Annotated in this window: 10 protein-coding genes; 7 read left to right on the top strand and 3 right to left on the bottom strand. The window is 72.7% G+C overall.

The window, feature by feature from the left end:
• Positions 1-9: 9 nt before the first annotated feature.
• Positions 10-1,908 carry an ABC transporter ATP-binding protein gene (locus tag AC07AZ_RS23140; RefSeq protein WP_478850636.1) on the bottom strand — a complete coding sequence of 633 codons (1,899 nt, stop codon included), beginning with the start codon at positions 1,906-1,908 and terminating at the stop codon, positions 10-12.
• Complete coding sequence (locus tag AC07AZ_RS23135) at positions 1,905-3,686, bottom strand: ABC transporter ATP-binding protein (RefSeq protein WP_478850633.1); 1,782 nt, start codon at positions 3,684-3,686, stop codon at positions 1,905-1,907. The genes AC07AZ_RS23140 and AC07AZ_RS23135 overlap by 4 nt, the downstream gene beginning before the upstream one ends.
• Before the next feature lie 208 nt (positions 3,687-3,894).
• On the opposite strand from AC07AZ_RS23135, the gene AC07AZ_RS23130 reads away from it, so the two are divergent.
• The 4 genes from AC07AZ_RS23130 (at position 3,895) to AC07AZ_RS23115 (ending at position 7,559) form a co-directional block, all read left to right on the top strand.
• The gene (locus AC07AZ_RS23130) at positions 3,895-4,797 is read left to right on the top strand and encodes an ABC transporter ATP-binding protein (RefSeq protein ID WP_478850631.1); all 903 of its coding nucleotides are present in this window, start codon (positions 3,895-3,897) and stop codon (positions 4,795-4,797) included.
• An 8-nt stretch (positions 4,798-4,805) separates the two neighbouring features.
• Positions 4,806-5,540: an ABC transporter permease gene (locus AC07AZ_RS23125; protein ID WP_478850671.1), complete on the top strand. Its 735-nt coding sequence runs from the start codon at positions 4,806-4,808 to the stop codon at positions 5,538-5,540.
• Between the two features lie 113 nt (positions 5,541-5,653).
• Positions 5,654-6,925 (top strand): sensor histidine kinase, encoded by a 1,272-nt coding sequence (locus AC07AZ_RS23120; protein ID WP_478850669.1) that lies wholly within the window; start codon positions 5,654-5,656, stop codon positions 6,923-6,925.
• Positions 6,915-7,559, top strand: a complete 645-nt coding sequence (locus tag AC07AZ_RS23115; protein WP_478850629.1) for a response regulator — start codon at positions 6,915-6,917, stop codon at positions 7,557-7,559. Before AC07AZ_RS23120 ends, AC07AZ_RS23115 begins: the two co-directional genes overlap by 11 nt.
• Positions 7,560-7,630: 71 nt before the next feature.
• On the opposite strand, the gene glgX is transcribed toward AC07AZ_RS23115, so the two are convergent.
• The gene (gene glgX / locus AC07AZ_RS23110) at positions 7,631-9,868 is read right to left on the bottom strand and encodes a glycogen debranching protein GlgX (protein ID WP_478850627.1); all 2,238 of its coding nucleotides are present in this window, start codon (positions 9,866-9,868) and stop codon (positions 7,631-7,633) included.
• Between the two features lie 152 nt (positions 9,869-10,020).
• Between glgX and AC07AZ_RS23105 the strand changes: the two genes are divergently transcribed.
• From AC07AZ_RS23105 to AC07AZ_RS23095, 3 genes are all read left to right on the top strand, one after another.
• Positions 10,021-11,268 (top strand): L,D-transpeptidase, encoded by a 1,248-nt coding sequence (locus AC07AZ_RS23105; RefSeq protein ID WP_478850625.1) that lies wholly within the window; start codon positions 10,021-10,023, stop codon positions 11,266-11,268.
• Between the two features lie 103 nt (positions 11,269-11,371).
• Complete coding sequence (locus AC07AZ_RS23100; protein ID WP_478850623.1) at positions 11,372-12,610, top strand: L,D-transpeptidase; 1,239 nt, start codon at positions 11,372-11,374, stop codon at positions 12,608-12,610.
• A 110-nt stretch (positions 12,611-12,720) separates the two neighbouring features.
• Entirely contained in the window at positions 12,721-13,488 is a 768-nt protein-coding gene (locus tag AC07AZ_RS23095) for an enoyl-CoA hydratase/isomerase family protein (protein WP_478850621.1), read from the top strand.
• The last annotated feature ends 234 nt before the right edge of the window (positions 13,489-13,722 follow it).

The following is a 13,722-nucleotide window of genomic DNA, read 5'->3' as shown; positions in this document are numbered from 1 at the left end:
GGGCGTGGTTCACGCCAGACTGTCCTGCCAGGCCCGGTGCAGGTCCGCGAACCGGCCGGTGCCCGCGACGAGTTCGTGCGGGGTGCCGTCCTCGACGATCCGGCCGTGTTCCATGACCAGCACCCGGTCGGCGATCTCGACGGTGGACAGCCGGTGCGCGATCACGACCGCGGTACGCCCGCGCAGCACCGTCGACATCGCGCGCTGCACGGCCCGTTCGCCCGGGATGTCGAGGGAGCTGGTCGCCTCGTCGAGGATCAGCACCGCCGGATCCGCCAGCAACGCCCGTGCGAACGCGACGAGTTGGCGCTGCCCCGCGGAGATGCGGCCGCCGCGCTTGCGGACGTCCGTGTCGTAGCCGTCGGGCAGCGCGCTGATGAAGTCGTGCGCGCCGATCGCCTTCGCGGCCTGCTCGATCTCGTCGCGGCCGGCGTCGGGGCGGCCGATGGCGATGTTCTCGGCGACCGTGCCGGAGAACAGGAACGCCTCCTGGGTCACCATGACGACCCCGCGCCGCAGTTCCGGCACGGACAGCTCGCGCAGGTCGACGCCGTCCAGCAGGACCCGGCCGTCGGAGGCGTCGTAGAACCGGGCGAGCAGCTTGGCCAGGGTCGACTTGCCCGCCCCGGTGGAGCCGACGACGGCGACCGTCTGCCCGGCCGGGATCGTCAGGTCGAAGCGGGGCAGGACCTCGCCGCCGGTGCGGTAGGCGAACCGGACGCCGTCGAAGGCGACCTCGCGGCCGGGGTGCTCGGAGGCGAGCGGCGGCAACTGCCGGGGGGTGGCCGGCTCGGGCACGGACGGCGTCTGCGCCAGCAGCCCCGCGATCTTCTCCAGCGAGGCCGCCGCCGAGTGGTAGGAGTTCAGGAACATGCCGAGCCGGTCGATGGGGTCGTACAGCCGGCGCAGGTACAGCACGGCGGCCGCCAGCACCCCCAGCTCCAGCGAGCCGCCCGCGACCCGCTGGGCGCCCCACAGCACGATCAGCGCGACGGCCGTGTTGGCGACCAGCCGGGAGCCGGTGACATAGCGGGCCATCTCCAGGAGCGCGTCGCCGTTGGTCCGCTCGTGCCGCCGGTTCAGCACCCCGAAGTCGGCTGCGTTGACGGCCTCGCGGCGGAACGCGCGCACCGGCCGGATGCCGTTCATCGTCTCGACGAACTTGACGATGACGGAGGCGATGGCGGTGGAGCGCTGCGCGTACACCCGCTCGGCGCGCCGCCGGTAGACCCGCACGAGCAGGTACAGCGGCACGAAGGAGGCCACCGCGACCGCGCCGAGGCCCAGGTCCAGCCAGAGCAGCAGGGCCGAGACGTAGACGAAGGACAGGACGACCGTGATGAGTTCCTGCAGTCCCTCGCTGAGCAGTTCGCGCAGCGACTCCACGTCGGTGGTGGAGCGGGAGATGATCCGGCCTGAGGTGTAGCGCTCGTGGAAGTCCAGGCTGAGGGCCTGCGCGTGCCGGAAGATGCGGCCACGCAGGTCCAGCAGCACGTCCTGGTTGACGCGGGCGGAGGCGACGACGAACGCGTACTGCAGTCCGCCGGAGACCAGCGCGCACAGCAGACCGCCCACGGCCACCGCGATCAGCGGCCCGTGGTCGGCGCGCCGGAAGGCGGGCACCGCGCTGTCGATGGCGTACGCCACCAGCAGCGGGCCGGCCTGCACCGCCGCCTGCTGGAGCAGCAGCAGGAGGGTCGTGCCGGCCACCCGGGCCCTCATCGGCGCGAGCAGGGAGCGCAGCAGCGCGGCCGTCGCGCCCGGGGGAGTGGGCAGGACGTCCCGGTCGAACAGGTCGCCGGAGGCGTCCGCCCGGGGCGCCGGGTGCTCCGCGCCGGCCGGCCCGTCACCGGACGGTCCCCCGCCGGGCCGCTCCTGGCCCTTTGCGGTGGTCGTGGGCGCCGTCATCGCTCGTCCTCCTCGGTGCCGACCATCAGGTGGGCGTACTCGGCGTTGGTGCGCAGCAGTTCGTGATGGGTGCCGACGGCCGCGATCCGGCCGCCGGACAGCAGGGCCACCCGGTCGGCGAGCAGCACGGTCGACGGGCGGTGCGCCACGATCAGCGCGGTGGTGTCCGCCAGGACCTCGCGCAGTGCCGCCTCGACGGCGGCCTCCGTGTGCACGTCCAGCGCGGACAGCGGATCGTCCAGGACGAGGAACCGGGGCCGGCCGACCACGGCTCTGGCCAGCGCGAGGCGCTGCCGCTGCCCGCCGGACAGGCTCAGCCCCTGCTCGCCGACCTGGGTGTCCGTGCCCTGCGGGAGCGCGTGCACGAAGTCGGCCTGCGCGACGGCCAGCGCCCGCTCCAGCTCCGCTGTCCCGGCGTCGCCGGCAGCCCCCATCAGGACGTTCTCGCCGACGGCGGCCGAGAAGAGCGTGGGTTCCTCGAAGGCGACGGCCACCTGGGAGCGCAGCTCCTCGCGGGACATCGCCGTGATGTCGGCGCCGTCCAGCGTGATGCGGCCCGAGGTGACCTCGTGCAGCCGGGGGACGAGCGCGGTCAGGGTGGTCTTGCCGCTGCCGGTCGCGCCGACCAGGGCCATCGACTCGCCGGGGCGGATGTGCAGGTCCACGCGGTCCAGGACGGGGACCGTGTCCTCGGGGGCGTCGGGGTAGCGGAACCGTACGCCGTGGAAGCGCAGTCCGCCGTCCCCGGCTTCCGGGCGGTGACCGTCCGCGGTGGTCGCCGGGTTCTCCGGCTCGGCGTCCATCACCTCGAAGTACCGCTCGGTGGCCGTCGCCGCCTCCTGGCTCATCGCCAGCAGGAAGCCGATGGAGTCCACGGGCCAGCGCAGGGCCAGCGCGGTCGACAGGAACGCCACCAGCGTGCCCGCCGACAGCTCCCCGTCGGCCACCTGCACGGCCCCCAGGACCAGCGCCGCGCCGACCGCCACCTCCGGCAGCGTCACGATGACGCCCCAGATCGTCGCCAGCAGTCTCGCCTTGTGCAGCTCCGTGCCCCGCAGGGTCCGCGACAGCTCGCCGAACGCCCGCGCCTGGCTGCGGTGCCGCCCGAAGCCCTTGATGATCCGGATGCCGAGCACGCTCTCCTCGACGACCGTCGTCAGATCCCCCACCTGGTCCTGCGCGCGCCGCGCCACGTCGGCGTACCGCCGCTCGAAGACCACGCAGGTGACCATCACGGGGACGGCCGGGCCGAGGATCACCAGCCCGAGCGTCCAGTTCTGGAGCAGCATGATGATCACGCCGACGAGGATCGTGACGGCGTTGACCAGCAGGAACGTCAGGGGGAAGGCGAGGAACATCCGGACCAGCATGAGGTCGGTGGTGGCCCGGGAGAGCAACTGGCCCGAGGCCCAGCGGTCGTGGAAGGCGATCGGCAGCCGTTGCAGGTGTCCGTACAGCCCGGCCCGCATCTCCGCCTCGACGTGCGACAGCGGCCGCGCCACCAGCCAGCGCCGCAGCCCGAACAGCAGGGCCTCCGCGCAGCCGAGCAGCAGCAGGTACAGCGCCCCCAGCCACACGCCCGCGGTGTCGCCGTCGGCGACCGGCCCGTCCACCATCCACTTCAGGACGAGCGGGATGACCAGCCCGGTGCACGAGGCGACTATCGCGACGACGGCCGCGGTGAACAGCCGCACCCGCACCGGCCGGACGAACGGCCACAGGCGCAGCAGGGTGCGGACGGCGGAGCGGTCCTCGGCGGTTGCACGTGTAGTGGACATCAGTGCCGAGCCTACGGATCGACACTGACATCGCCCACCGAGTTTTGGCCGGACCCGGGTCCGCCTCCGGTCGTAGGACCTGCGGGTTCGAGGGGGAGGGCCACCCGTCCGTCCGACCGGTCGTACGCGCGCGTCAACCGATCGGTGGATGCCCCTTCGAGCGCGTCGGCCGATGTGCCGGACCGCCGCCCGGCGCGACGCTGGGGCCATGCCCGTCATCGAAGTGACCGACCTGCGCAAGTCCTACGGCGGCCGAGCCGTCGTCGACGGCGTCTCCTTCTCCGTCGAGGAGGGCGAGATCTTCGGCGTCCTCGGCCCGAACGGCGCCGGCAAGACCACCACCGTCGAGTGCGTCGGCGGGCTGCGCGTGCCCGACGCCGGCCGCGTCCGTGTCACCGGCCTCGACCCCGTCGCCGACCACGGGAAAGTGGCCCGCGTCCTCGGCGCGCAGCTCCAGCAGAGCGAGCTCCAGGACAAACTGACCGTGCGTGAGGCCCTGGAGCTGTACGCGGCCTTCCACGCCCACCCCGCCGACTGGGGTCCGCTGGCCGAGCGCCTGGACCTCACCGCCCGCCTCGGCACCCGCTTCGGCCGGCTGTCCGGCGGTCAGAAGCAGCGGCTGTTCATCGCGCTCGCCCTGGTCGGCAACCCCCGGATCGTCGTCCTCGACGAGCTCACCACGGGCCTCGACCCGCGGGCGCGCCGGGACACCTGGCAGCTCATCGAGGACATCAGGGCGAACGGTGTCACCGTCCTGCTGGTCACCCACTTCATGGAGGAGGCGCAGCGGCTGTGCGACCGGATCGCGGTGATCGACCGGGGGCGGGTGGCCGCCCTGGACACCCCGGCCGGTCTGATCCGGCGCGCGGCGGGCTCCACCGTCGTCAGCTTCACCCCGTCCGCGCCGCTGGACGACCGCGACCTGAACGCGCTCCCCGGGCTGGCCTCCGTCGAGCACCGGGACGGCCGCGTCACGCTCTCCGGCACCGACGAGACGGTCAACGCCGTCATCACCCTCCTCGCCCGGCGCCACGTCACCGCCCACCAGCTCCGGGTCGGTGACGCCACCCTCGACGACGCGTTCCTCGACCTCACGGAGTCCGTGGCATGAGCACCCTGGTGAACCCCGCCGTCCTGCGCACCGAGATCCGCCTCTTCCGCCGTGAACCCGCCGGAGTCTTCTGGATCCTGCTGTTCCCCGCCCTCCTGCTGGTGATCCTCGGTTCCATCCCCTCCTTCCGCGACCCCGACCCGTCCTTCGGCGGCCTGCGCCCGGTCGACGCCTACGTCCCGGTGACCGTCCTGCTCGGCCTGATCGTCGGCGGCCTCCAGTCGATGCCGCAGACCCTCACCGGCTACCGCGAGCGCGGCATCCTGCGCCGGATGTCCCTGACGCCCGTCCGGCCGTCCGCCCTGCTGTCCGCGCAGATGCTGGTGTACGGCGGCGCCGCCGTGGCGTCGGCGCTGCTCGCCCTCGCGGTCGGCCGGCTCGCCTTCGCCGTACGCCTGCCGAGGCAGCCCTTCGGATACGCCGTCGCCCTGCTCCTCGCCGCCCTGGTTGCCCTCGCGCTGGGCGCCCTGATCTCGGCGCTGTCCCGCACGACGAAGATCGCCGGCGCCGTCGGGTCGGCGGTGTTCTTCCCGTCGATGTTCTGCGCGGGCGTGTGGCTGCCGGTGCAGGCCATGCCGGACACCCTCGCCCGGATCGTCGGGTACACGCCGTTCGGGGCCGCCGCCCAGGCGCTGAACCGGGCCGCGGCGGGCCACTGGCCGGGCTGGACCCACCTGGGCGTGCTCGCGATGTGGGTGCTGCTGCTGTCCGGCGCGGCGACGCGCTGGTTCCGCTGGGAGTGAGCCCGGCCGTGCCCGACACTGAGGCCATGACGGACAGGGCGGTGACGGCCGGGGCGGTACCGGTGGGGGCGGGGCCGGACCGGGCGGAGGGCACGGCGGCCGTCCGGACGTCGATGCCGGGCATCGCGGTCCGCGGCGCCGTCGCGGTGGACGGGACGCGGCGGGCGATGTTCCACCGCTGGGGGCCCTACGGGCTCCTCGCCGTCAGCACCCTCGCCTGCGTCGTCTCGGCCGCCCTCGTCGGCATGACCCGGACCGGGGAGTACGCGACCACCGTCCTCGTGCTCGCGAGCCTCGCCCTCCAGCTGGCCTGGGGCAGGGCGGCCCGCACCCGGCCGGGCCCGTCCGGGGCGGGCGCCGCCTACTACGTCCTGCGCTGGATCCTCGGCTTCCTGCTGTGCTGGCTCAACCCGTTCTTCGGCTTCTACGCCGTCACCGGCTACTACGACGTCACCCGTCTGCTGCGCGGGCGGGCGGTGAAGGTGGGCCTCGTCGCCACCGCCGTCACCATGTCCGGCTCCCAGGTCGGCGGCATGCCGCCGCACGGGCTGGTGCTGTGGCTGGGCTTCGGCCTGGTGCTCGGCGCCAACATCGCCCTGCTCGCCGTCTTCAGCCACCTCGCCGCGCAGGACGACGCGCACGCCCTCGTCCAGACCGCCACCATCGCCGAACTCGAACGCACCAACACGGCGTTGCAGCAGGCCCTCGACGAGAACGCGGCCCTGCACGCCCAACTCCTGTTCCAGGCACGGGAGGCCGGGGTCGCCGACGAGCGCCGCCGCCTCGCCGCCGAGATCCACGACACCCTCGCCCAGGGCCTGATCGGGATCATCGCCCAGCTCCGGATCGTCGCGGACACCCCCGACCGCGACGCGGCCCGCGCGCACCTGGACCGTGCCGCCGGACTGGCCCGGCACAGCCTGGGAGAGGCCCGCCGTTCCGTGCAGAGCCTCGCCCCGGTGGCCCTCGCCGACGACCTTCTGCCCGAGGCACTCCGCAAGACGGTCGCCGAGTGGAGCGAACGCACCGGCGTGCCCGCCGAGTTCACCGTCACGGGCACCGCCGAGCAACTCCACGACGAGGTCTCCGCCACCCTCCTGCGCATCGCCCAGGAGGCCCTGTCCAACACCGCCCGGCACGCGGCCGCCGGCCGGACCGGGGTCACGCTGTCCTTCATGGGCGACGAGGTCGTCCTCGACATCCGCGACGACGGCCGCGGGTTCGACGCCCGCGCCCGCCCCGCCCGCACCGGCACCGGCGGCTTCGGCCTGGCCGGTATGCGTGCCCGCGCCGAACGCATCGCGGGCACCCTCACCGTCGAGTCCGAACCGGGCCACGGCACGGCGCTGTCGGCTCGCGTACCGTTGGTTCGCCATGACAGCTGACGCGCCCGTCTCCCTGCTGATCGTCGACGACCATCCCGTCGTACGGGACGGTCTGCGCGGCATGTTCGAGTCCGCGCCCGGGTTCGCCGTGCTGGGCGAGGCGTCCGACGGCGCCGAGGCCCTGGAGCGGGCCGCCGCCCTCGACCCCGACGTGATCCTCATGGACCTGCGCATGCCCGGCACCGGCGGTGTGGCGGCGATCGCCGAGCTGACCCGGCGCGGCGCCCGCGCCAGGGTCCTCGTGCTGACCACGTACGACACGGACTCCGACACCCTGCCCGCGATCGAGGCGGGCGCGACGGGCTACCTCCTCAAGGACGCCCCGCGCGACGAACTGTTCACCGCGGTCCGCGCGGCCGCGCAGGGCCGTACGGTCCTGTCCCCGGCCGTGGCCTCCCGCCTGGTCTCCGCGGTCCGTACCCCCAGGGCTCCCGGCAACGAGCCGCTCTCCGCCCGGGAGCGCGAGGTGCTGGCCCTGGTCGCCCGGGGCACCTCCAACCGCGAGATCGCCCGGGAACTGTTCATCAGCGAGGCAACGGTGAAGACCCACCTCACCCACCTGTACGCCAAACTCGGCGTCAACGACCGCGCGGCGGCGGTGGCGACGGCGTACGAACGCGGAATCCTCGGCTGAGCCGCTGGTTCAGCCCCTCCGGCGTTCGAGGAGCCGGGGGTCCGGGGGCAGCGCCCACGGAGACGGTCCGCTCAGCGCACCTTCAGCAGAAGCACCGACCGCGCGGGCACGGTCACCACCGCCCCCGCCCGATGCGTCACCCCCGGCGCGTCGGCCTGCGCCTCCCGCGACGTGTCGACGACGACCTCGTACCGCTCCGCCCACGGCGGCCCCGGCAGCTCGAAGCCCGCCGGCCGGTCCCCGGCGTGCAGCACCGCGAGGAAGCTGTCGTCGAGGATCGCCACCCCCCGCTCGTCGCGGCCCGGGATGTCCCGCCCCGACAGGTACATCCCCAGCGTGGCGGCGGGCGCGTACCAGTCCCGTTCCGTCATCTCCGTGCCGCGCGCGGTGAACCAGGCCAGGTCCCGCAGCCCGTCCGCCGAGTGCGCCCGCCCGGAGAAGAAGGCCCGGCGGCGCAGGACGGGATGCTCGTGCCGCAGCCGGATCAGCCGGGAGGTCAGGTCGAACAGGGCCTTCCAGCCGGGGTCCTCCAGCAGCCCCCAGTCCAGCCAGCTGATCTCGTTGTCCTGGCAGTAGGCGTTGTTGTTGCCGCCCTGCGTACGGCCCAGTTCGTCCCCGGCCACCAGCATCGGCACGCCCGTCGACAGCAGCAGCGTGGTCAGCAGGTTGCGCAACTGCCGCCGCCGCAGCGCCCGTACGCGCTCCTCGTCGCTCTCGCCCTCCACGCCGCCGTTCCACGAGCGGTTGTCGTCCGTCCCGTCCCGGTTGCCCTCGCCGTTCGCCTCGTTGTGCTTGCGCCCGTAGGACACCAGGTCCCGCAGGGTGAAACCGTCGTGCGCGGTCACGAAGTTGACCGAGGCGTACGGCCGGCGGCCACCCCACGCGTACAGGTCGCTGGACCCCGACAGGCGGTAGCCCAGATCCCGTACGTCCGGCAGCGCGCCCCGCCAGAAGTCCCGCACGGCGTTGCGGTACCGGTCGTTCCACTCCGTCCACAGGGGCGGGAAGGCGCCCACCTGGTAGCCGCCCGACCCCACGTCCCACGGCTCGGCGATCAGCTTCACCCGCCGCAGCACCGGATCCTGGGCGATCACCGCGAGGAAGGGGGACAGCATGTCGACGTCGTGCATGGAACGCGCCAGCGCGGCCGCGAGGTCGAAGCGGAAGCCGTCGACGCCCATCTCCGTCACCCAGTACCGCAGTGAGTCCGTGATCAGGCGCAGCACGTGCGGCTGCACGACGTGCAGGGTGTTGCCGCAGCCCGTGTAGTCCGCGTACCGCCGCGCGTCCGACTGCAACCGGTAGTAGCCCCGGTTGTCGATGCCCTTCAGGGACAGCGTCGGGCCCAGCTCGCCGGCCTCCGCCGTGTGGTTGTAGACCACGTCGAGTATGACCTCGATCCCGGCCGCGTGCAGCGCGCCCACCATGCGCTTGAACTCGCCGACCTGCTGCCCGGTGGTGCCGGAGGCGGCGTAGCCGGCGTGCGGGGCGAAATAGCCGATCGAGTTGTAGCCCCAGTAGTTCTTCAGCCCCCGGCGCAGCAGGTGGTCCTCGTGCGCGAACTGGTGCACCGGCAGCAGCTCGACCGCCGTCACACCCAGCTTCACCAGGTGCTCGATCGCCGCCGGATGGGTGAGACCGGCGTAGGTGCCGCGCAGTTCCTCGGGGATGCCCGGATGCAGCTTGGTGAAGCCCTTCACGTGCAGTTCGTAGATCACGGAGTCGGCCCACGGCGTCTTCGGGCGCCGGTCGTCGGCCCAGTCGTCGTCGTCATGGACGACGACCCCCTTCGGGACGTACGGCGCCGAGTCCCGGTCGTCACGCACGGTGTCCGCCACCTGCTGCTGGGGCCAGTCACGGACGTGCCCGTACACCTCGGGCGGGAGGGCGAAGTCGCCGTCGACCGCGCGCGCGTACGGGTCGAGAAGCAGCTTCGCCGGGTTCCAGCGGGCGCCGGTCCACGGGTCCCACCGGCCCCGCACCCGGTAGCCGTAGCGCTGTCCGGGCATCACCCCCGGCACGAACCCGTGCCAGATCTCGTGCGTCAGCTCGGTCAGCCGCGCCCGCGTCTCGCGGCCCGCCTCGTCGAACAGACACAGCTCCACCGACTCCGCCCCGCCGGCCCACAGCGCGAAGTTGGTGCCCGCCACCCCGTCCGGGCCGACCCGGAAACGGGCCCCCAGGGGCGTCGAGGCACCAGGCCACACCGGCACGGGCACCGTGCGGTGCACGCCGTTCGCGGCGGCGGGGCGCCCGTCTCCGGCGGCGCGCCCCTCGGCCACCGCCTCCTGCTCGGCTGCGCTGGACACCTGTTCAGCCTCCCACGACTCGTGGAACGACCTGAAAGGCGCGTACGGCGTCCCGGCCGCGGCTCCCCGTCGCGTCGTTCTCCCCACTGTTCTGCCCAGAGCTTGGCTCGCACTCACGTTTCCCCGAAGCGCACCCGGTCGTTGGGTATCCCGTGAGGCATGCACAAGGGCGCGCGCGACGCGTGGGGGCCGCACTGGCCGCCGTACTGACATGGGCAGGACTGCTGGCCGGAGCCGCCGGCTGTACTTCGGAGGGCCCGAGTGCGATCGGGCAGGTGTTCGGGAAACCCCCGGCACCGGAGGACGTCATCCGGGTCACACCCGACGACGGGAGCCGGGACGTACGGCCCGGGGAGAGGCTCCTGGTGCGGGTGCCCGGCGGGCGCATCGAGTCGGTGCGGGTCGTCAGGTCCCAGGACGCCCAGGAGTCCCCGGTGCCGGGACACGTCTCCGAGGACGGCCTGCGCTGGGAGCCGGACCAGGCGAGGCTGGCGCTGGCCGCCCGCTACACGGTCGACGTGGTGGCCCTGGACGGCCGGGGACGGCGCTCCGCCCGGCACACCACCTTCACCACGTACGTCCCCGACAAGCGCTTCATCGGGTACGTCACCCCGGAGAACCGCTCGACCGTCGGCACCGGCATGATCGTCTCCCTGGAGTTCAACCGGGAGATCGCGCACCGGGCCGCCGTCGAGCGGGCGATCCACGTCACCGCGCAGCCGCCGGTCGAGATCCGCCCGCACTGGTTCGGCCACGCCCGCCTCGACTTCCGCCCCGAGCGGTACTGGAAGCCCGGAACACAGGTCACCGTCTCCCTGCGGCTGCGGGACGTCGAGGGCGCGCGCGGGGTCTACGGGCTGCAGTACCGGACGTTCTCCTTCACCGTCGGCCGCAGCCAGGTCTCCCTGGTCGACGCGGCCCGGCACACCATGGACGTCCGGCGCGACGGCGACCTCCTCGCCACCGTCCCGGTCACGGCAGGCGCCCCGAAGACGACCACGTACAACGGGAAGATGGTCGTCACCGAGATGCTGGAGGTGACCCGCATGAACAGCCGCACGGTCGGCTTCGGCGGCGAGTACGACATCCCGGACGTCCCGCACGCCATGCGCCTGACGGACTCCGGCACCTTCCTGCACGGCAACTACTGGGCGCCGGACGCCCCCGGACACGTCAACGTCAGCCACGGCTGCGTGGGACTGCGGGACGTGAAGGGCGGCAGCTCCGACTCGCCCGCGGGCTGGTTCTTCGACCGCAGCCTGGTGGGCGACGTCGTCGAGGTCGTCCACAGCAATGACAAGAAGGTCGCTCCCGACAACGGCCTCGGAGGCTGGAACATGGGCTGGCGGGCGTGGAAGGCGGGCAGCGCGCTGCCCGGCGCGGTTGGGACTGAACGGTGACCTTGAGCTGACACGATGCTCAAAACCCGCCGGTTACTATGCGCCGATGCGTGCGCTTGGCGCGCCGGGGCGGGCCTGACCAGGCCCGGCGAGGGGAGAAGAGTTGAACGTGCCGATATCGGGGGCGTCGGTTGACGCGCGCGGGCGGGGCCGTAAGAACCTGTGGGCACCGGTGGTCGGGGTGCTGCTGCTCGCGGTGACGGCGTGCGGAGGGGGCGGCGGTACGGAGTCCGGAGCCGGGGGCGCGAAGGACCAGGACTCCTCCGCCGCGCCGGGCAAGCAGTCGGAGGCGGTCGTCTCGATCGCCCCGAAGGACGGCGCCAAGTCCGTCGACACCAGCGGCGCCCTGAAGGTGGGCGCGGTCAAGGGCAGGCTGACGCAGGTCGAGGTCAAGAACCCCAGGGGCACCGCGATACCGGGGAAGATCACCGCCGACGGCGCGAGCTGGACGCCGGACACGCACCTGGCCGCCTCCACCACCTACACCGTGCACGCCGTCGCCAAGGACTCCGCGGGCCGTACGGCCGCCGAGGACTCCCGCTTCACCACCCTGACCCCGCAGAACACCTTCATCGGCAACTTCACTCCCGAGGACGGCTCGAAGGTCGGCGTGGGGATGCCGTTCTCGATCCGCTTCACCCGGGGCATCACCAGCCCCGAGGACGTCGAGAAGGCCATCACGATCAGGACCGAGCCCGCCGTCGAGGTCGAGGGCCACTGGTTCGGCAACGACCGTCTCGACTTCCGTCCGGAGAAATACTGGAAGGAAGGCACCAAGGTCACCGTCGGCCTCGCGCTCGACGGTGTCGAGGGCCGCGACGGCGTCTACGGCAAGCAGTCCAAGACCGTCACCTTCACCGTCGGCCGCGACCAGGTCTCCGTCGTGGACGCCAAGAAGCACACGATGAAGGTCATGCAGGACGGCAAGGTCGTCAAGACGATCCCGGTCACCACCGGCAAGCCCGGCTACGACACGTGGAACGGCCGTATGGTCATCAGCGAGAAGCTGCGGGTGACCCGGATGAACGGCGAGACGGTCGGCTACGGCGGCGAGTACGACATCAAGGACGTGCCGGACGCGATGCGCCTGACCAACTCGGGCACGTTCATCCACGGCAACTACTGGGGCGGCGACGCCTTCGGCAACTACAACGCCAGCCACGGCTGCGTCGGCCTGCAGGACGTGCGGGGCGGCTCCGACCGCGGGCTTCCCGCGGGCTGGTTCTTCGACCACTCGATGGTCGGCGACGTCGTCGAGGTCAAGCACAGCAACGACCGGACCGTCGACCCGGACAACGGGCTCAACGGCTGGAACATGTCCTGGGACAAGTGGAAGGCGTGACCCTCCGGCGTGCGGCGTCCGGCGTGTGACGCCTGCCGTCCGACGCCCACGGCCCCGGTGTGAGGTACCGCACCGGGGCCGTGGGCGTTAGTGCCCGTTAACCTGCCTGCATGACCGTGAATCTCGAAGTCGCCGAAGGCGTCGGCACCCTGCGGCTCGACCGCCCGCCGATGAACGCGCTGGACGTCGCCACGCAGGACCGGCTCAAGGAGCTCGCCGAGGAGGTCACCCGTCGCGAGGACGTACGCGCGGTGGTGATCCACGGCGGGGAGAAGGTGTTCGCGGCGGGCGCGGACATCAAGGAGATGCAGGCCATGGACCACACCGCGATGATCCTGCGGGGGAAGGCGCTGCAGGACGCGTTCACGGCGGTGGCCCGCATCCCCAAGCCGGTGGTGGCCGCCGTCACCGGCTACGCGCTGGGCGGTGGCTGCGAGCTCGCCCTGTGCGCGGACTTCCGGATCGCCGCCGACAACGCCAAGCTCGGCCAGCCCGAGATCCTGCTCGGCCTCATCCCGGGCGCAGGCGGCACCCAGCGCCTTGCGCGGCTCGTCGGCCCCTCGAAGGCGAAGGACCTGATCTTCACCGGCCGGATGGTGAAGGCGGACGAGGCGCTCGCCCTGGGGCTGGTGGACCGGGTGGTCCCGGCCGCGGACGTGTACCCGCAGGCGCACGCCTGGGCGGCGCGGCTGGCGCAGGGCCCGGCGATCGCGCTCCGCGCCGCGAAGGAGGCGATCGACACCGGCCTGGAGACCGACATCGAGACGGGCCTGACCGTGGAACGCAACTGGTTCGCGGGCCTGTTCGCCACCGAGGACCGGGAGCGCGGGATGCGCAGCTTCGTGGAGGAGGGGCCGGGCAAGGCGAAATTCGCCTGAGCCCCTTGCTGTTGACACGGCGTCTGATCCGGGTCCCCCGATGGGACGGTTTATGGCAGCCTCAAGGCAGCCATAAGACCGTCGTGCCGGGGGAGCCCGCCGATGATCTCCGGCCGGCCCTGCTCCGCAGGTGAGGGGGGCTGTCAGGAGCGCCGAAGTGCCCCGGGCATATGCCGAACGACTCTTGCGGAACAGGGGATTCCGGGGGGCGTATTCGGTGGGAACGGCCCCGGC

This window comes from Streptomyces sp. NPDC043878, from assembly GCF_056435735.1.
The sequence above is the reverse complement of the archived record's forward strand: the minus strand, read 5'-3'. Positions and strand labels throughout refer to the sequence as shown.

Excerpts from the sequence above, each read along its gene's own strand:
- AC07AZ_RS23140 (WP_478850636.1), bottom strand. The coding sequence starts at position 1,908 with ATGACGGCGCCCACGACCACCGCAAAGGGCCAGGAGCGGCCCGGCGGG.
- AC07AZ_RS23135 (WP_478850633.1), bottom strand. The coding sequence starts at position 3,686 with ATGTCCACTACACGTGCAACCGCCGAGGACCGCTCCGCCGTCCGCACC.
- AC07AZ_RS23130 (WP_478850631.1), top strand. The coding sequence starts at position 3,895 with ATGCCCGTCATCGAAGTGACCGACCTGCGCAAGTCCTACGGCGGCCGA.
- AC07AZ_RS23120 (WP_478850669.1), top strand. The coding sequence starts at position 5,654 with ATGCCGGGCATCGCGGTCCGCGGCGCCGTCGCGGTGGACGGGACGCGG.
- AC07AZ_RS23115 (WP_478850629.1), top strand. The coding sequence starts at position 6,915 with ATGACAGCTGACGCGCCCGTCTCCCTGCTGATCGTCGACGACCATCCC.
- AC07AZ_RS23095 (WP_478850621.1), top strand. The coding sequence starts at position 12,721 with ATGACCGTGAATCTCGAAGTCGCCGAAGGCGTCGGCACCCTGCGGCTC.